Here is a 19,137-nt window from a genome sequence, read left to right on the forward strand (position 1 = left end):
CATACCGTTGAGGGGGAGGTGTAAGGTGGCGCGCACCGGTGGACGCAATTCGTGGATCGCATGGCCCGCTGGGCTGCTGTGCGCCGCCGTCGTGGTCGCCCTCGCGTGGCTGGCGCACCCCATGCTCCCGGTCGCCGTCACCTGGACGGGGGACATGCTGCGCGCCTCCACATCGCAGCCGGCGGCCGCTCCGGTCTCCGAATCCGTCGCCACCCGCGCCATCGCCGACGCGGACATCGACTGCCGCGCGCTGTACTCCGACCGGCTCTGGGCGGAGCTGACCTGGACTCCGAGTGCACTGCTCTCGCAGAGCACCGCGGCGCCGGCGACCGCGGTGACCGCGCTGACCGACGCGCTGGCGCCCGCGGTGCGGGTGTCCTGCTCGTGGCGCACCGACGACGGCCGCTCGATCGTATCGACGCTGGCGGGCGTCGGAGCGGATGCTGCGGCGATCGCGCAGCCGGCGCTGCGCGGGCAGGGCTTCGCCTGCACGGACGAGGGGGCGCTGGTCTGCTCGCGCACGAGCGGGGACGTCGTGGAGGAGCACACCCTCCGCGACGGGCTGTGGCTCTCCAGCGTCGAGAACGCGTGGCACCTCGAGGCGTACGGCGCGCGGCTGGCCGCGCACGTCTGGGGCTGACCGGGCGGCGGGAGGAATCTCAGCCGAAGATGCTCGCCACGATCGCCGAGGTGTAGCCGGTGGGTGCGAGGTTCGAGTAGGTCGATTCGATGAGGATCTCGTCACGCCAGAACAGCGTGTGGCCGTCGATGACATCGGAGAAGACCTCGCTCGGCCAGGTCTTCTCGCAGCGAGTCCCCCCGTCGGGCGTGTAGCAGGTGTACCCCTCGTCGTCCGCGAATGTGTTGAGCGTCTCCATGGCCTGACCGCGGGGGGTGGGCCGGATCTGCGTCATCATGTACGTCGTGCCGGCTGACGGGTTCCCCCACACGCAGCTGAGGGTCCCGTCGGCCAGGGTCCCGGTCGGCAAGCCGGCGGCCGGGTCGTTCAGCGCAACGTCGGCCAGCTGGGAGAGGACGTCGGCCGTGAGGATCGCGCGGCAGTCGGTCGGCAGCGCCACCGCGCCCGCTTCGGGTGAGGGCGTCGCGGTCGGCGGCGAGGCGGTGGGCGTGACGTCGGATGCGGACGCATCGGATGCAGCCACGTCCTCCGTCGGCGTCTTGCCGGGCTCGGCGACGCATCCGGCCAGCGCGGCGATCAGCACAGCGGATGCTGCGGCCAGCGTCAGCGCCGCACGTCGGGGTCTCATGGGCTCACGATATCGCCAGGTAGTGGGCGCGAGTCGGGCACGCCACGCCCGCAATCTGCCGCCAGGCCCGCAATCGCACGGCACGCCTGCGCGGACGTGCCCGTGCCGCAGGTTACTCTCGCAATGCGGGGACGGGCCCCGCGTGAGGAGTACATCCGATGAGTGACTCGAAGTCGTCCTACGGCGAGCCGGTCGAGGAGCCTCGTGCGGTCGACGATGTCGTCGGCAGCGCCAATGAGGGGATCGCCGACGCGGAGGCCGCCCGTCGCGCCGCGGCTGCTTCGGACGAGTCGCAGACGGATGCCGCGACCGGGTCCGCAGCGCAGTCTGCGCCCGCCACACCGGTCGAGCCCGCACCCTCCGCCTACGACGACGATTCGACGTTCGACAGCGCACTGTACGAAGCGCACGCCGATGACACCGCCACCGACTGGCAGCCGCCGGCCGAGACGGTCGTGGTCGCCGCGAGTGAGCCCGTCGCTCCCGCTGAGGCCTACACCGAGCGCTACGCCGAGCCCGCAGCCGAGCGCTACGCCGAGCCCAGGACCGAGCGCTACGCCGAGCCGTACGCCGAGACCACGGTCGTGGCACCTGCCGCCACCGGATACGCCACACCGCAGCCGATCTTCGTCCAGGCCCCGGAGGCTCCCCGCCTGCGCGGGAACCGCGGCGCAGCCGGAGCCATCGGACTGCTGGCCGCCCTCGCCTTCGGCGTGCTGTACCTCGCGCTCTGGCTCGGCGTCGGAATGCTGGACGGCGACGTCACCGCCGAGACCCTCGGCTCGACCGCGCTCACGGCCCTGGGCACCTGGGCGCTGTGGGTGCCCGTGGTGGTGTTCTTCCTGGCGTTCTGGCTCCTCGGCGCGATCATCAACCGCGGGCGGTGGGGCGCCTGGGTCATCTTCGGCCTGCTCGTGGGCGCCGCCGCCTACCTCGGACACATTCTCGGCGCGCTGTTCCAGGCGCCGTTCTGGATGCTCACTGCGCGTGAGGGCGCCGCTCTGGTCGAGGAGCAGCTGCTCACTCCGCTGGCCATCGGCGCGTTCATCATCGGGCGCGAACTGACCATCTGGTTCGGCGCGTGGGTGGCGGCACGCGGCGCACGGGTCACCGAGCTCAACGTCGAGGCGCAGCGCGAGTACGAGCGCACGCTCGAGGCGGGGCCCCAGCTGACGCGCGTGTAGTCATGGCAGGGACGCCGGAATCCACGGGCGGCCCGGTCCGCCCCGTCGTCGCCCTCGGGCTGGCGACGGTGACCTTCGTCGCCCTGCTGATCTTCGGCCTGGGGATGGTGAGCCTGGCGCTCAGCGCCGACATCATCGAGGCGCCCGGGCTCGGCCAGGTCCCCGGCATCGTCGCGACCGCGCTGACCACCGGCGCTTTCGCGCTCGTCCTGTGGCTGTCGCTGCGGCGCCGGCGTCCTTCGTACTGGCCCGCGGTGTGGACCGCGCTGGCCTGCTACGCGGTGTACAACGCCACGATGTGGCTCGCGGTGGCGACGGCGGCCGACCTGGCCACCGCCACGGCAGTGGCCGGCCGGATCGCCACGACCGGGTTCGGCGTCGCCATCGCCGCTGCGGCCGCGCTGGCCGCGGCCGGCGGGATCAGTCTCGTCCGCACACGCTCCCAGCGGCCGCGCTGGCCGTGGGAGGACGAGTTCGACGAGTGACGAGCAGGCCCCGGCCGCACGCGCGCACGGGTCGCGTGCATGCATCCTCGTCGCAGAGACACCGAAAACCCGCTGCGGCGCACTACCGTTGAGTCGTGGAGCGCTCGCTCGAAACCCAGGTCAGCCAGGCAGTGGACGCCTGGCTGCGGTGGCTGCCGCGCTGGGAGCCCGCCACGCACCGCGGGCGCGTGGCGCCGTGCCGTCGCTGCTTCGGGTCGCCGGTGCTGTCGGCCGCAGGGCTCGGCGCCGATGTCCCGCACGGCGTGCAGCACGGCCTGTCCACGCGGATCAAGACCATCGTCGACCACGCGGTGGCCGAGTACACCGCGCTGAACCTGCCGATGCTGCAGGCCGAGCTCGATCACCAGGCGGCGCGCAACCGGGCGCGCAGCTACCGGCCTGCGGAGGGCCTCGAGCCGGAGTACGAAGGGCTGCCGCTGGATCCGGAACCGCAGCCCGGAGCGCCTTTCCTGTTCACGATCTCGGGTCTGGCCGCGGAGGCGGACGCGAGCGTGCCGGCGCTTCCGCCGCTCACCGACGAAGCCAAGGCGGCGCTGCGCCAGGAGGTCGGTCTCGCCGACGACTACGCGAACATGATCGGACGCGAAGTGTGCGCGGTGCTGCTGCACCACCGGCTGCGCATCCAGGCGGCGATCGGACAGTACGTGGAGCCGCAGATCGAGGCGATGCTCGAAGAGCTCACCCGCTCGCTGGATGCCCCGTTCGATCCGAACGACCCGCCGCTGTGAGCGACCGCCCGCGACGGGGTGCACGGTACGATCCGCTCACGGTGATCTCGGTCCGGCCTTGTTAGCATGATCGGGTTCGTACTGCCCTGTCCTCGATGATCGGACGGCGCGCTGCGCCCCGCCGGAACTGAGCGGGCTTACTCCGGGGAGGCTTCGGTGGCCACACGTCTGCCGTCCGCGCCTCCGATACTGCCGGGGCTGGCCTACATCCGGCCGCTGGGATCCGGCGGCTTCGCCGACGTGTTCCTGTACGAGCAGGACATGCCGCGGCGGGATGTCGCGGTCAAGGTGCTGCCCAGCGACGTGCGCGATCCCGACCTGCGGCGCATGTTCAACGCCGAGGCGGATGTCCTCGCGCACCTGTCCGCGCACCCGTCGATCGTCACGGTCTACCAGGCCGGGATCTCCGCGGACGGGCGCCCGTACATCGTCATGGAGTACTGCCCCGGTTCCCTCTCGCAGCGCTACCGCATCGAGCGCATCCCGGTCCCGGAGGTGCTCACGATCGGCGTGAAGATGGCCAGCGCTCTGCAGTCCGCGCACCGGGCAGGGCTGGTGCACCGCGACGTCAAACCCAGCAACATCCTGGTGACCACCTTCGGCGCGCCGGTCCTGGCCGACTTCGGCATCTCGTCCTCGCTCTCGCGTGAGACCGCCGACGAGGTGCTCGCCATGTCGATCCCGTGGAGCGCCCCCGAGGTCATCGCCGAGGAGACCGCCGGCACCGTCGCGAGCGAGGTGTGGAGCCTCGGGGCCACCGTGTACTCGCTGCTGGCCGGCCACAGTCCGTTCGAACGCCGTGAGCGCGGGCAGAACACCAAGGAGCAGCTGCGTCGCCGCATCGCCCGCGCGAGCTACACCGACGTCTCCCGTGCCGACGTGCCGGCATCCCTGCAGGTCGTCCTGGCCCGCGCGATGAGCCGCGATGCGCGTCAGCGCTACGCCTCAGCGCGCGAGTTCGCCGAGGCGCTGCGGTCCGTACAGACCGAGCTGGGCATCTCGCCGACGCAACTCGAGATCGCCACCGAGGCGTGGTCCCCGGCATCCGCCCCCGTCGATTTCTCCGATTCGACGCTGCGCGGCCCCGCACGCAGCCGCATCGACCGCGATGAGCAGCGCAAGACGCGGCCGGGCGCCGGAATGGCCCAGCTCGCGCGAGACGAGGACACCGGCTTCTCCGCACCGGATCGGCCGCAGCGCACGATGCCGTGGGTGGCGGCCGCCGTGGGCGGCGCGGTGCTCGTGGGCGGCGGGATCGTGGCTGCGCTGGTGCTCGCGGGAGTCCTGTGATGAAGCGCCGGACTGCAGCGGGACTCATGGCCGCGGCGGCCGCTCTCGCGCTCGTGGCCGGGGTCAGTGTCGTGTGGCCCGGCCTGGACGCGCGGCAGACCGAGAAGACCGACACCTCGGTCTGGGCGCTGCAGACCGGCGAGGGCCGCAGGTACGCCCGGGTCAACACCAGCGTCGGCGAGCTGGATACCGTGCGCACCGTCAGCAACCCCAGTCAGGTCACCCAGACCGCGGAGGGCGCCTACCTGTTCTCGGACAGCTTCAGCAAGCTGACCAGGATCGATTCCGCGCTGCCCACGGACCTCGACGAGGACGCGGTGCGGGCCTCGCCGTCCACGCCTCCCGGTACCGTGGACGTCGCGATCGCCGACGACTTCGTCGCGTATCTGACCGACTCGGGCGCCGTCCATGTGGGGAGGCTCTCGACCGGCAGCGCGACGCAGGTCGATCTCCCGGCCGAGGGGGAGAGCGGGCAGCAGTACACCTCGGACGCGATCGCCATCGACACGCGCGGCGTGCTGTTCAGCTATTCGCTGGCCGACGGCACCGTGCTGGAGTACGACACCGTCACCGGGCAGGTCCGGGCGCGGAACGCGCTGGACCCGGACGGCATCGCCTCCCCGGCCATCACGGCCGCGGGCGACGCATGGGTGGTCGTGGACACCAGTGACGGCGAGGTGTGGGTCGACGGGGCCGATGCCGCGATCCCCGCTCCGGTGGGCAGTTCGGTCGTCCTCGGCCAGCCCGATCCGGCCGGCACCGCCGTCTATCTCGCCGACGACGCGGTGCTGCTGCGCGTCCCGGTGGACGGCTCGGCGATCAGCACCGAGATGGGAGGCGGGGGGAGCGTCCTGGGCACTCCGGCCCGGCCCGTGGTGCACGACGGGGAGGTGTTCGCCGCGTGGCTGCCGCAGACCGGCGCGGGCGCGCTGTGGGGCTCCCGCAGCGGGGACACGGTCCTCGATTACGGTGGCCAGCCGCTGTCCGACTCCCGACGCCCGGCCTTCGTCGCGAGCGACGACGCGATCATCCTCAACGAGACGCGGTCCGGGTGGGTCTGGACGGTCCCCGACGGCGAACTGGTCGCATCCAGTCAGGACTGGACGTTGGACGAGCAGACGGACCCGGATGCCGCGCCCAGCGACGAGCAGCTCGCCATCGTCCTCGATCCGCAACCGCCCGTTGCGGTCCCCGACGCGTTCGGCGTGCGCGCCGGGAGCCTGGCCACCCTCCCCGTGCTGATGAACGACCATGATCCGAACGAGGACGTGCTGAGCATCGAGGCGACCCTGGTCACCGGGCTGGATCCCGGGTTCGGCACGGTGTCGATCACCGACGACTCGCAGCGCCTGACGGTCAGCGTGGCACCGGGGGCGACCGGCACCGCGCAGTTCACCTACGCCGTGTCCGACGGAACCGCCGAGACCGGACTGCTCTCATCGCCCGCCACCGTCGTGCTCACGGCGTCGGACGGGGATGCGGCGCCGCAGTGGTGCGGAGTCGAAAGCTGCCTGGTGCCGTGGCCGACCCCGGAGGTGGCGGTGGGAGGCACGGTCACGGTCCCGGTCCTGCCGGGCTGGGTGGACCCGGACGGGGATCCGCTCCTGCTGCTGTCGGTGGAGAACCGGTCCGGTGTCGGGATGGTCGCCGCCACGCCCGGCGGCGACCTGGTCTACCAGCACAGCGACGCCGGCGGAGTCGGCGAGGAGGTCATCGAACTGGGCGTCACGGTGGCCGACACCACCGGGCAGGCGACCACGATGCCGCTGTCGGTGCGGGTCTCGACGGAACCGGCGCTGACCGTGCAGTCCTTCGCGGTCGTGGACACGATCGACGCGGGCCTCACCGTGGATGTCGCGCCGCACGTAACCGGCACCGCCGGGCAGATCTCGCTGGACTCGGTGCGGGTGCTGGATGACGCCGCAGCGACGGCCACCGTCGTGGGCGGCTCGGCATCCTTCGATTTCACCGCCAGCACTCCCGGTACGTTCCTGGTCGGATTCACCGTCACCGATGGCACGACGCTGGAGACCGGCACAGCGCGGATCACGCTGCTGCCCTCCGACGCGCCCGCTCAGCTGGCGACCTCCCCGGTGGTGGCGTTCGTGCACCCACAGGAGGACGCGACGCTCGATGTGCTCCTTGCGGTGTCCAACCCGACCCGACGGGTGCTGCTGCTCAGCGACGTGGAGGGCCGAGCCGATGACGGCGCCACGCTGTCGGTGGATGCGGTGGGCCAGAACTTCCTGCGCGTATCCGGGTCGACCGCCTCCGGGGCACCCGGCCGGCTCGGCACCGTGACCTACACGGTCAGCGACGGGACCGAGGATCAGGGAGCGCAGGTGACGGGCCAGGCCACCGTGTACCTTCTGCCCCCGGCGCCGGCGCTGGCGCCGATCGCTGTGGATGACACCGTGGTCGTGCGGGCCGGTGCGCAGATCGACATCCCGGTCCTGGAGAACGACATCGCCCCGGCCGGCGGACGCCCCACGCTGGATCCCGCCTCGATCGCCTCGTCCACCCCGCAGGCCCTCGCCTTCTCGAGTGGGGACGTGCTGCGCTACCTCGCTCCGCCCGTGCGGGGCGACTACACGGTCTCCTACCGCGTCTCGGCGACCGGGGCGCCGGGCCTGGTGGACGAGGCCACGGTACGGGTCAGGGTGCTGCCGGACGAGGCCAACCGGGCGCCCCTGCCGAAGACCCTCGAGGGACGGGTCCTCAGCGGTGAGTCCACGGTCATCGACTTCGACGACTTCGGGATGGATCCCGACGGCGACGTCGTGAGCCTCGACCGCATCCTCACTCAGCCCGACAGCGGTTCGGCCACGATCTCGGCGGACGGCGAGTCCATCGTCTACGCGAGCGTCCCGGGCGACAGCGGCCAGGTGTCCTTCCGCTATCGCGTCGTGGACGCCTTCGGGGGAACCGGCGAGGGTGTCGTGCGGCTCGGCGTGCTGGACACCACGGCCAACCCCAGTCCGATCACCTTCACCGACTACGTCCAGGTGCAGGCCGGTGCGACCAGCACCATCCGGGTCAGCCCGCTGGCCAACGACGTCGACCCGACCATGGGCGCGCTCGAGGTGACCGGCGTCCGCCCGGACGTCCCCGCGACGCTGGGCGACGGCGACCCCAACCCGGAGTACGACCGTCTTGCCGAACGGCTCAAGACGGTGGGGGAGTCGACGGTGGTGATCGCGGCAGGCACTCAGCCCGGCACCATGTCGTTCCTCTACGACGTCGAATCCAGCTCCGGAAACACCGGCCGCGGGCTCATCGTCGTGCAGGTCGTGCGCGAGAGCGTGCCGAACTACCCGCGAGTGGATGACACGGTGCTCACCGCCGAGACCCGCGAGGACTTCCGCTCCGGGGTGGACGTGCTCTCCGGCCGGGCCGCCTGGTCCGGCGGGGACGTGGACGAGCTCACCGTGAGCCTGTGGGGTTCCCCGTCCGATGTGACCGTCGACGGCTGGGAGCTCAGCGGCGCGCTGCCCGAGACCACCCGGGTCATCCCGTTCGCCGTGACCGGCGAGGGTCCCGACGGAGAGGTGACGACATACGCCTTCCTGCGCGTTCCCGGCGACGAGGACCTGTCGCTCGCGCTGCGCGCCAACGCGGCATCCCCCGAGGTGGACGAACTGGCTTCGGTCGCCTTCGACATGGCTGCGCTGGTGGCCGCCCCGCGGGGCAGCGACCTGGAGGTCGGCGGGGACCTGCGCCCCTCGGGTGCGCGCGCGGCGGCCACCTGCACGGTCGAGTCGGGAACCACCGTGCGTTACGACGCGGGCGCCGGGGCGCCGTGGACGGACGCGTGCCGGGTGCCGGTGCGGCTTTCCGGACAGACCGACTGGACATATCTGTCGGTCCCCATCATCGTCCGCCCGCTGGATCCGCAGCCCGAGCTGCGCGCCGGGTCGATGAGCGTCGGCCCGGGCGAGACGGCCACCTTCGACCTGCGCAACATGACCACCTGGCAGCTGCGCGAGGACTGGAGCGGCATCCGGTACGCCGTGGACTACACCGGCTCCACGTTCGAGGTGTCGTTGAGCGGCTCGATCGTCACGGTCGTCGGGGCCGACCGGGCCGTGCCCGGAGCCGAGGAAGCAGCGGTCGTCTCGGTCAGCAGTCACGCCGCGGTGCTCCCGGTCCGGCTCATCCTCCGAGTCGGTGCCGCACCGTCCGCGCTCCCGCAGGGCGGCGCGGTGACCCAGCAGTGCTCGCAGGCCGCCGGCTCGTCCTGCACGATCCCGGTGATCGGCGCCAGCGGCGAGGTGAACCCGCTGCCGCGCACGCCGCTGACGGTCATCGACGCGCGGACCACCGGTGCGTGCGCGGGGATCAGCTTCCGGGTGGCCTCGCCCACCGCGGTGGTGGCCTCGTGGTCGCCCGATGCGCCGGGAACCACCTGCTCCGCGTCGTTCTCGGTGCAGGATGCACAGGGCCGGCGCACCAACGGCGAGCGCGACGGTCAGATCCTGCTCGATCTGCAGGGATACCCGAAGGCGCCGGCGAGCGTCCGCCAGATCGGATTCTCGGACGGCGCGCTGACGCTGCGGGTCGACCCCGGCGAGGCGCGCCAGGCGTACCCGGGTCTGAACGGCTTCGTGATCCGCTGGAACGGGGCCGAGGTGGCCCAGTGCAGCGCCGACGGCACCTGTCCGTCCATCGCGGCGCCCAACGGCGAGCGGCGCGAGTACGAGGCGTATGCACGCAACAGCGTGGGCACCTCGCGTGCCGGCGTCCGGGTGATCGCGTGGGCCTACGACTCGCCCGTCCCGCCCGGCCGGATCGAGGTGCGGCCGGTGGTCACGAACGGCGACGGCGGTGTGGTCTCCCTGCTGATCGACGGGATCGATCCGGACAAGACCGCGGCGCTGCAGATCACCAGCCCGGCCGGCGAGACCACCCAGGTCTCCATCGGCCGCCGTGACACGAGCGTGCAGATCCGGCAGTACCGCGTCGGCTCGAACACTCAGAGCCCGATCACGGTCACGCCGTATTCGCGGTTCGACGTGCCGCCGGGACTGGGCGGCACGCCCTCCGGCGCGTCCACGACGGCGTGGGGGAATGGGATCGGCGCCCCGACCGGGCCGACCCTGACCCTGAGCTCCACCGCACAGAGCGACGGGACCTCCACCGTGACCGCGCAGGCGGCCGCCGGATCCGGCGGCGACGGGTCCACGCTGCGCTACGGCATCGTCCGCGAGGGGCAGCCGTGCACGGCGACCGCCGACGGCGGGACCGCATCGTTCCCCGGCCTGACCGACGGCGAGGAGTACTCCTTCACGATGTGTGCCGAGTCGTGGTTCGAGGGTGACCGCTACGGACGCGCCACGACCACAGCGACCGCGCGCGCAGAGCAGAGCGGCGCCGCCCCCACCGGCTACACCTTCGCGGTGGATGCCGCCCCCGACGTCTCGGACGGCCGCGCGGTCTGGCTGATCCGCAGCCAGCCCACGTCGGACGAGCGCATCCCCAACCGCAACGTCGTGGAGTTCTCCGGCCTGCCCAGTTCCGCGATCGGCAGCGACCCCGGCATCCAGGTCAGATACGTCCACGAACGATGGGGCACGGCCACACCGTGGGCGCCGGTGACCCCACGAGCAGGCAGCGCCCCCTACCAGGTGCAGGCGACCTGGAGCCTGCAGACGTGCGTCGGCGGATCGGACCTCATCGTCACCGGTGACTCGTCCGCGGATGCCGCGGGAGGCAAGGCCGCGATCTCCTTCAGCACCGCGGGACTGCGCTACCTCGACGCACTCGGCGCGGTGCTGCCGCACGCGATCGACACGTGGTCGGTTCCGCTCGGCGCGGTGCGCGTCGAGGGCATCGCGGTCACGGTGGACTGGAGTGCGCAGGGATGGGGTCTGGCACCCGCGACGGCGACGCTGTCGGCATCCTGCGCTCCGAATCTCCCCCTGCCGCCGCTGCCCACACCCTGATCCATTCGAACCCGTCACCCGCAGAGGACCCCGTCACATGAGCATCACGCAGGAGCAGGCGACCTGGTTCGCGCAGACCTTCACGCAGATCGCCGACAACGTCGAGCGTGCTGTCCTGGGCAAGCGCCGCGTCGTCGAACTGGTCCTGACCGCGATGCTCAGCGACGGGCACGTGCTGCTCGAGGACGTCCCGGGCACCGGCAAGACCTCGCTCGCGCGCGCGATGGCCCAGTCCGTGCAGGGCACCAACACCCGCATCCAGTTCACCCCCGACCTGCTGCCCGGTGACATCACGGGCATCACGGTGTACGACCAGAAATCCGGCACCTTCGAATTCCATGCCGGTCCGGTCTTCGCCAACATCGTCCTGGCGGACGAGATCAACCGGGCGAGCCCGAAGACGCAGTCGGCGCTGCTGGAGGTCATGGAGGAGGGCAAGGTCACGATCGACGGCATCTCGCGGCAGGTCGGCGTGCCGTTCCTGGTGCTGGCCACGCAGAACCCGATCGAACAGGCGGGCACCTACCGGCTGCCCGAGGCGCAGCTGGACCGGTTCATGATGCGCACATCGCTCGGGTACCCCGATCACGCTGCGACCGTCCGCATCCTCGACGGGGCGGCCGTGCCCACCGCGGAGCTGGCGCCGGTCCTGACCCCGCAGGCGCTGGCCGGCATGGCCGACCTCGCCGCGGCGGTGTACGTGGACGCGCTGGTGCTGGATTACATCGCCCGGCTGGTGGACGGCACGCGCGCGGCCGACGAGGTGCGATTGGGCGTCAGCATCCGCGGGGCTCTGGCGCTGACGAAGGCGTCGCGCTCGCGGGCCATTTCACAGGGGCGCACCTACGTCACCCCCGACGACGTGAAGGCGCTCGCCGTCTCCGTCCTCTCGCACCGGCTGATCCTGCAGGCCGAGGCCGAATTCGACGGCGTCACGCAGGAGGCCGTGATCGGCCAGGTCCTGCTCGATGTCGCACCACCCAGTCGCCGCGAGGCCGTATGAGCCTGACCGACCCCCGCGTGACCCGCGCTCCCGCCTCCTCCGGGCCGGCGGCCTTCACCGGCGCGCCGAGCGGGACCACCAGCACACAGCTCACCTCCGCCGCCGGCGGGCGCCGGGTGGTGCGCGTGGTGGTGTGGTGGACGCGGTTCTCCCGCGCAGCCGCGACCGCGCTGCGGACCGCGGCGCAGTGGTCCGGGCGCACCGTGCGACCGGCGGGCGCGCTCCTGGCCGTGGCCGCCACGGCGGGACTGGGCGTCGGGATCCTCTTCGGGTGGGTGGAATGGATGGTCGCCGGAACGATCGGGCTGGTCCTGATCGCGATGGCCGTCCCCTTCCTGTTCGGCGCCCGCGCGTATGACGTCGACCTGGTCCTCGCGCACCAGCGCGTGGTCGCCGGCGACACCGTCACCGGCGAGATCGTCGTGCGCAACGACGGCCCGCGCTCGGCGCTGCCCGGACGCCTCGACATCCCGGTGGGGGCAGGACTGGTCGAGTTCGGCGTTCCTCTGCTGCGGCCCGGTCATGCGGTGTCGCAGCCACTGCAGATCCCCGCGGTGCGGCGCGGAATCGTCACCGTCGGCCCGGCCACGACCGTCCGCACCGACCCGCTCGGACTGCTGCGGCGCGAGCACGCGTTCCGGGACATCCACGAGCTGTACGTCCACCCCCGCACCACGAGCGTCCCTGCCGCCAGCGCCGGGCTGATCCGCGACCTCGAGGGCAACCCGACGCGGCGTCTGGTGGACGCGGACATCTCCTTCCACGCGATCCGGGAGTACGTGCCCGGGGATTCGCGCCGCCAGATCCACTGGAAATCCACCGCCAAGACCGGGCAGCTCATGGTGCGCCAGTACGAGGAGTCGCGACGCTCGCGGATGGCGGTGGTGCTCTCGGCCGCCGAGGCGGAGTTCGCCGATGCCGACGAATTCGAGCTGGCCGTCAGCTGCGCCGCCTCGCTCGGGCTGCGCGCCGTCCATGACGCGCGCGACGTGGACATCGTCACCGGCACCGAGATCCCGCGCGTGGTCCGCGGGCGGCTGCGCGCGATCCGGCACATCCCGGCAGGGTCGCCGCGCATCCTGCTGGACGGCTTCACCACGGTGGCGATGATCGAGAACACCATGACGATCGCTGAGGTGTGCCGGCTCGCGGCCGAAGCCAACGAGCGGCTCTCCATCGCATTCGTGGTGGTCGGATCCCCGGTGCCGCTCGAGCGCCTGCGCCAGGCGGCGCTGGGCTTCCCGGCCGACACATCGGTGGTGGCGGTGATCTGCGACGAGCGCGCGCATCCGCGGATGCGGTCCCTCTCCGGGCTGACCGTCCTGACGGTGGGGACCCTCAACGACCTGTCCGGGCTCCTGCTGCGGGGGGCCGGATCGTGACCGGCATCGCCACGGCATCCGCGCGACCGGCGCAGAACAGTCCGCACCCCGTGCCGAGGATCGTCGCCGGGTCGCTGTTCGTGGGTGTCGTGGTCGCGCTGGCGGCGGTCGCGGCCTGGCCGATCTACCGCGACGCTCCGTTCCTTCTGCTCGCGGGGGTCGGCGCGACGGTCGGCGCCGGGATCGCCGCTGTCGCGTGGCGATACTCCTGGCGAGGGTGGCCGGTGACCGGCGCTCTCCTGATCGCCCTCTTCGTACTGGGTGTCCCCCTGGCCGTGCCGTCCCGGCTGGGCGATCCGCTGTCCGTGCTGCGCGGACTCGGCGAGGTGGCCTCCGGCGCGCTGCTCGGGTGGAAGGACCTGGTCACGGTCGATCTGCCGGTCGGCGCCTACCGCAACCTCCTGGTGCCCGCACTGCTGGTATTCCTGGTCGGCACGTGCGTCGCGCTCCTGCTGGCCTGGCAGTCGGGGCGGGTGGCGTACGCCGCTGTTCCGGTGGCGGTTGTCATGATCTCGTTCGGCCTGTTCTTCGGCCGCACGACGGTCAGCGCCCCGCTCCGGCTCGGTCCGCTGACGCTGGTTGCTCCGGTGGAGACGGCGGTCGGTGTGGGCGGGCTGCTGACCTGCCTGCTGTGGTTGGGCTGGCGCAGTCGCGACGAACGGCTCCGGGCGCTGCGCCGTGCCGCGGCATCCAGCGGCGTCCGCATCTCCCGGCGGCCTTCCGCTGCGGACCAGCGGCGGATCGCGCTCGGGGCGGGGATGGTGGCGGTGGCAGTGCTGACCGCGGCGATCGTGGTGCCCTACGCCGCGCGCGGCAGCGAGCGCGAGGTGCTCCGCTCCGGCGTCGGACCGGAGATCGCCATCTCATCCGCGACCAGCCCGCTCGCCGAGTACCGCGCACTGTTCTCCGACGCGCAGGCCCAGGAGGTGCTGTTCACCGTCACCGCCGAGGGTGCACTGCCCGAGCGCGTGCGGCTGGCCACGCTGGACAGCTACGACGGGGAGATCTACCGCAGCGGAGGCTCGGGCCAGGACCGGACCCGTTTCGTGCGCGTCCCCGCCAGCCGCGATGCGGGTGCCGGGCCGGCGGTCGAGGCCGAGGTCGCCATCCAGGCGCTGGACGGAATCTGGATGCCGACCCTCGGCCTGCTGCGGTCCGTGCAGTTCGCCGGGCCGCGGGCGAGCGCCCTGGCCGATCGGTTCTACTACCGTGCCGAGGCCGCGGCCGGCGTGCAGACGGCAGGCGGCGGCCTGGCCGTGGGCGACGCCTACCGGATCAGCGCGGTGGAGCCGGCGACAATCAACCTGACCTCGATCCAGGCGCCCGGCCGGGTCGGCGAGGGGGTCGATGCCCCGCAGAACCTGCGCACCTGGGTGGACCGCCACGTGAGCGGTTCGGACGGCGCGGCCCTGGCCGGGCTGGTGTCGCTGCTGCGCGAACGCGGGTACCTCAGTCACGCCCTCACTGCGGGTGCGGAGCCGCCGGTGTGGATGCAGGCGCTGCCCGGGTACACGTTCCAGCCCAGCGCTTCGGGGCACTCGCTCGCCCGTGTCGACACGCTGTTCGAGCGCCTCCTGGAGCGGGAGAGCGACCGGCGGGCGGCGGCATCCGGGAATCTCGTGGCCGCGGTCGGCGACGACGAGCAGTTCGCCACCGCGGTGGCGCTGATCGCCCGCGAACTGGGTTTCCCGTCGCGCGTGGTGGTCGGTGCACGGCTGTCCTCCGCCGATCCGAGCCTGCCCACGTGCGCGGCCGGGGTCTGCCGCGCGCAGGACCTCGCCGCGTGGACCGAGGTGCAGTCCGCCGGCGGAGACTGGGTGCCGGTGGATGTCACACCTCAGTTCGCGCAGTCCCCGAGTCTGGATGTGACCGAACAGCGCAATCCCGAGAACGTCACCGAGGTGCGACCCGACGCCGTCGAGGACGTCGTGCCGCCCGATCCCGTCCACGAGGACTCGGGCGCCGACAACCGCAGCGAGGAGCCTGCGGCCCTGGACCTGGCCTGGCTGTGGCCGGCGACGCGGATAGCGGCGATCGCGCTCCTGCTGCTGGCACTGGTCGTCGGCCCCTTCGTCGTGATCGCCGCGGCCAAGGCGGCTCGCCGCCGGACCCGGCGCACCCAGGGCGATCCGGCGACCCGGATCGCCGGCGGGTGGGAGGAGTACGTCGATGCCGCGGTCGACTCCGGTCGCGACTCGACGGCGGTGCTGACCCGCACCGAGCTGGCCGACGTGTTCCGCACACCCGCCGGAAGCCGACTGGCGGTGGATGCCGATCACGCTGTCTTCTCCGGTGCCGCCACCACCGCGGAGGACGCGGAGGTGTTCTGGCGAACGGTCGAGGAGGAGCGCAGAGCGCTTCTGCGCGGGCGCGGAGTCTGGCGCAGCATCCTCGCGACCGTATCGTTGAGATCGTTCGTCCGTGGTCTGGCGCCCTCCGGTGCCCGGCCGCGCTTCGCAGAGAGGGGAAGCGCGGGGTTTCGCCGCCCGCGCACATCGCCATGACTCCCATCGATGACTCCACCGGCGTCGCCCTCGGGGTGATGACGTTCCTCCTCCTGGTCGTGCTGTACCTGTGGACCGGGCTGGCACTGTCGGCGGTGTTCCGCAAATCCGGCGAGGAGGCCTGGAAGGGCTGGATGCCGATCCTCAACCTCGTGGTGCTGCTCCGGCTCGGCGGGCTCTCCGGCTGGCTGCTCCTGCTCGCGCTGGTCCCGATCGCCGGCTGGCTGCTGCTGTGGGCGCTGCTGATCGTGGCCTGCTACCGCATCAACGTCGCGTTCGGGCACGGCGCCGGGATGACGGTGCTCGCGGCGCTGCTGCTGCCGCTGTGGGCGTCGATCCTCGGGTTCGGCCCGGACCGGTGGCTGGGGGCGGCGGCGCCCGGGCCGATGCGGGCCGGCGTCCCGGTCTCCTCGGCGGGGCGTGCGGCGCGAGCCTTCGCGACGAACGGAAACGAGTACGGCGCCGATCCCGCGCCGAGCCCCTTCGGTCCGGCGCTGGTGCCGGCCGGCGGCTGGTCGCCGCCCGCGCGGGTGCCACCGACACCCCCGCCCGGCGCGACCGAGCCTTCCGCCCCGGGGCCGCTCCCTGCCCAGGACGCGCCGCCCGCGCGACCCCTGGTGCAGCCGCCGGCACGAACGGAGGCGCCCGCCGCCGAGCCGCCGGTCTTCGAGACCGAGCCGATCCTCGGACGCGGCGGCCCCGGCCCGCACTCGGCGGACGGCGGACGCTGGGGCGGCTTCGACTTCGGCGCGATGAGCGAGCTGACCGACGGTGTCACCGCCGCCGAACCGGCGGCACCGGCGCCGATCTCGGCCGTGCCGCTGCGTTCCGCGGCGGACGGCGCAGAGCCGCCCCCGTCGTCGCCGCCGGTGCCGCCGGTCATGCGGTTGCCCGCGACGCCCGCGGCCTCGGCAGACGAGGAGCCGTGGGCGCCGGCGCGGTCCCCGCTGAGCGACCCCGACACGATCTCGGAGACCTCCGGCGCGGTCTCCGCGGTCGCGGGCGCGCCGGACGCCGGCACTCCCCGGTCAGCGACGGCCGCCGTGTCCGCACAGCACTCGGTCACCGAGACCGCGGGCGACATGGACGACGGAATGGATGCGATGGACGCCATGGATCATACGATCCTGACCCGCCGTCGGCGCACGGCCTGGTCGCTGATTCCGCCTTCGGGGGCGCCCATCGCCCTGACCGCGGAGGTGATCATCGTCGGCCGAAAGCCGGTCCGCGACGACGGCTACCCCACCGCGCAGCTGATCGCGATCGACGACGGCACGGTATCCAAGACCCACGCGCGCCTCGAACTGCGCGCGGACCGCTGGTACATCACCGACCTGGGGTCCACCAACGGCGTCCTGTTCGCCACGTTGATGGGCACCGAAGTCGAGGCCACCCCCGGCGTGGAGACCGAGGCGGGTGAGCGGTTCTACCTCGGCGACGCCGAGGTGCGTCTGCAGCGGAACGAGCGATGACGGACCTGCCGGACGAGGACACCATCCGCGTGCGCCGCTCTGCGGGCGGCGTCCGTCGCCCAGCTCCGGGGGACGCGCGGCAATCCGCGGCGGCTCCGGTCCAGGACGTGGCGGCGCCCGATGCACACACCGGCGATCCGGTCCCGGGCGCCACCGAGCCCGCCGAGCCCGGCGGCGAGGAGATCCGCCCGCGGCGCCACCGCACGACCTACGTCGACCCCGACGCCGACATCGACCAGACCGACGGCTCGACCATCGTGGCGCGGCGCGAGTCCCGCCGCCGTGCCGCGCGAGAACAGGCGGCGACGCAGCCGCAGGCTCCCGTCCCGCCGCCGGATCCCACACCCGCTGCGTCCGACCCGCCGGTCGCACGCACCCGGACGACCCGACCCGCCCCCGGGGTCGTCGCCGCCGACGCCGTCTACGGCGCGCGAGCGGCCGACCCCGTCATCGCGGCGCGCACAACGCCGGCCGGGCATGCCCCGCAGGTCCCCGTAGACGGCGATGCCGCCGCGCGGAGGCACCGTCACCGGGTGCGCCGGACCGCGCTGATCGTGGTGGTCTCGGCATCCGCTGTCGGCCTGGGCGCGGTCGCGTCGCTGATCGTGGTCGCGCTCACGCCCTGAACCTGCGTCCGTTTGACCACCCGCCCATAAAGCGCGTATCATTGGATGGGTGTGCGCTCGTGCGCTCCTTGTGCTGTGCCTCGGCGGGGGACGAGGGAGCCGGTGCCACATCTCAGGGAAATGCCTGCGAACAGGCGGCCCCCACGGCATACCCACCACCCAATCGTGTCAGTCATTCTGCCGCGCCGGTGGGTCCGCGTGAGCCTCGCATGACACGGATCGCAATGATCGGTGGAAGGCGGGGGGAGACCACGACGCTGTCACCGTGCAGCACAACAAGGAGAGAACGTGCCAACCATTCAGCAGTTGGTTCGCAAGGGACGGACGCCCAAGGTCGTAAAGACCAAGGCTCCCGCCCTGAAGTCGAACCCCCAGCAGGCCGGCGTCTGCACCCGCGTGTACACCACCACGCCCAAGAAGCCGAACTCGGCGATGCGCAAGGTCGCCCGTGTCAAGCTCCGCAACGGCACCGAGGTCACCGCCTACATCCCCGGCGAAGGCCACAACCTGCAGGAGCACTCGCTCGTTCTCGTGCGCGGCGGTCGCGTCAAGGACCTGCCCGGTGTCCGCTACAAGATCGTCCGCGGCGCCCTGGACACCCAGGCCGTCAAGAACCGTAAGCAGGCTCGCAGCCGCTACGGCGCGAAGAAGGGTTAAGCACCATGCCTCGCAAGGGACCAGCCCAGAAGCGCCCCGTCGTCAACGACCCGGTATACGGCGCACCCATCGTCAGCCAGCTCGTCAACAAGATCCTCGTTGACGGCAAGAAGTCACTCGCCGAGTCGATCGTCTACACCGCCCTGAAGGGCGTCGAGGACAAGAACGGCCAGGACGCTGTCGCCACGCTCAAGAAGGCGCTGGACAACGTCCGCCCGACTCTCGAGGTCAAGAGCCGCCGCGTCGGTGGCTCCACCTACCAGGTGCCGGTCGAGGTCAAGCCTCACCGCGCCAACACGCTCGCGCTGCGCTGGCTCGTCAGCTACGCCAAGGGTCGTCGTGAGAAGACGATGACCGAGCGTCTCCAGAACGAGATCCTGGACGCCTCGAACGGCCTGGGTGCCGCGGTCAAGCGCCGCGAAGACACCCACAAGATGGCCGAGTCGAACCGCGCCTTCGCGCACTACCGCTGGTAAGCACCAGCTGGAGTCGGGGGGGGGGGGGGGGGCCCCCCGCCCCCCCCCCCCCCCCCCCCCCCCCCCCCCCCCCCCCACCCCCCCCCCCACCCCCCCCCC

The 19,137-nt window shown here is 72.3% G+C and carries 14 protein-coding genes; 13 read left to right on the plus strand and 1 reads right to left on the minus strand.

From position 1 onward, the window contains the following. The first annotated feature begins 25 nt into the window (after positions 1–25). Entirely contained in the window at positions 26–640 is a 615-nt protein-coding gene (locus tag NQ152_RS06785; protein WP_257501455.1) for a hypothetical protein, read from the plus strand. Positions 641–659: 19 nt separating this feature from the next. On the opposite strand, the gene NQ152_RS06790 is transcribed toward NQ152_RS06785, so the two are convergent. Next, a complete protein-coding gene (locus NQ152_RS06790; protein WP_257523465.1) occupies positions 660–1,268 on the minus strand; it encodes a hypothetical protein in 609 nt (202 codons plus the stop codon). A 158-nt stretch (positions 1,269–1,426) separates the two neighbouring features. Here NQ152_RS06790 and NQ152_RS06795 point away from each other — a divergent pair, with 158 nt between their 5' ends. The 12 genes from NQ152_RS06795 (at position 1,427) to rpsG (ending at position 19,038) form a co-directional block, all read left to right on the plus strand. Further along, on the plus strand, positions 1,427–2,452 hold the full coding sequence (locus NQ152_RS06795; protein WP_257523466.1) for an ABC transporter: 1,026 nt from the start codon (positions 1,427–1,429) through the stop codon (positions 2,450–2,452). Between the two features lie 2 nt (positions 2,453–2,454). After that, positions 2,455–2,937: a hypothetical protein gene (locus NQ152_RS06800; RefSeq protein WP_257523467.1), complete on the plus strand. Its 483-nt coding sequence runs from the start codon at positions 2,455–2,457 to the stop codon at positions 2,935–2,937. A 95-nt stretch (positions 2,938–3,032) separates the two neighbouring features. Continuing rightward, on the plus strand, positions 3,033–3,686 hold the full coding sequence (locus tag NQ152_RS06805) for a spermidine/putrescine ABC transporter substrate-binding protein (protein WP_257501459.1): 654 nt from the start codon (positions 3,033–3,035) through the stop codon (positions 3,684–3,686). Between the two features lie 156 nt (positions 3,687–3,842). Continuing rightward, on the plus strand, positions 3,843–4,976 hold the full coding sequence (locus NQ152_RS06810; protein ID WP_257523468.1) for a serine/threonine-protein kinase: 1,134 nt from the start codon (positions 3,843–3,845) through the stop codon (positions 4,974–4,976). Next, the gene (locus tag NQ152_RS06815) at positions 4,976–10,918 is read left to right on the plus strand and encodes an Ig-like domain-containing protein (protein WP_257523469.1); all 5,943 of its coding nucleotides are present in this window, start codon (positions 4,976–4,978) and stop codon (positions 10,916–10,918) included. The genes NQ152_RS06810 and NQ152_RS06815 overlap by 1 nt, the downstream gene beginning before the upstream one ends. A 37-nt stretch (positions 10,919–10,955) precedes the next feature. Beyond that, positions 10,956–11,921 carry a MoxR family ATPase gene (locus tag NQ152_RS06820; RefSeq protein WP_257501462.1) on the plus strand — a complete coding sequence of 322 codons (966 nt, stop codon included), beginning with the start codon at positions 10,956–10,958 and terminating at the stop codon, positions 11,919–11,921. A 17-nt stretch (positions 11,922–11,938) separates the two neighbouring features. Continuing rightward, positions 11,939–13,303 carry a DUF58 domain-containing protein gene (locus tag NQ152_RS06825; protein WP_308209114.1) on the plus strand — a complete coding sequence of 455 codons (1,365 nt, stop codon included), beginning with the start codon at positions 11,939–11,941 and terminating at the stop codon, positions 13,301–13,303. Beyond that, positions 13,300–15,807 carry a transglutaminase-like domain-containing protein gene (locus tag NQ152_RS06830; RefSeq protein ID WP_257523470.1) on the plus strand — a complete coding sequence of 836 codons (2,508 nt, stop codon included), beginning with the start codon at positions 13,300–13,302 and terminating at the stop codon, positions 15,805–15,807. The genes NQ152_RS06825 and NQ152_RS06830 overlap by 4 nt, the downstream gene beginning before the upstream one ends. Then, the gene (locus NQ152_RS06835; protein ID WP_257523471.1) at positions 15,804–17,279 is read left to right on the plus strand and encodes a DUF5684 domain-containing protein; all 1,476 of its coding nucleotides are present in this window, start codon (positions 15,804–15,806) and stop codon (positions 17,277–17,279) included. The genes NQ152_RS06830 and NQ152_RS06835 overlap by 4 nt, the downstream gene beginning before the upstream one ends. Further along, positions 17,276–17,905 (plus strand): hypothetical protein, encoded by a 630-nt coding sequence (locus NQ152_RS06840; protein WP_257523472.1) that lies wholly within the window; start codon positions 17,276–17,278, stop codon positions 17,903–17,905. Before NQ152_RS06835 ends, NQ152_RS06840 begins: the two co-directional genes overlap by 4 nt. A gap of 288 nt (positions 17,906–18,193) precedes the next feature. Next, positions 18,194–18,562 carry a 30S ribosomal protein S12 gene (gene rpsL / locus NQ152_RS06845; protein WP_257501467.1) on the plus strand — a complete coding sequence of 123 codons (369 nt, stop codon included), beginning with the start codon at positions 18,194–18,196 and terminating at the stop codon, positions 18,560–18,562. Between the two features lie 5 nt (positions 18,563–18,567). Further along, positions 18,568–19,038: a 30S ribosomal protein S7 gene (gene rpsG / locus NQ152_RS06850; protein WP_257501468.1), complete on the plus strand. Its 471-nt coding sequence runs from the start codon at positions 18,568–18,570 to the stop codon at positions 19,036–19,038. Positions 19,039–19,137: the final 99 nt, after the last annotated feature.

The sequence above is a fragment of the Microbacterium sp. zg.B48 genome (genome assembly GCF_024623505.1).
Lineage (GTDB): Bacteria > Actinomycetota > Actinomycetes > Actinomycetales > Microbacteriaceae > Microbacterium.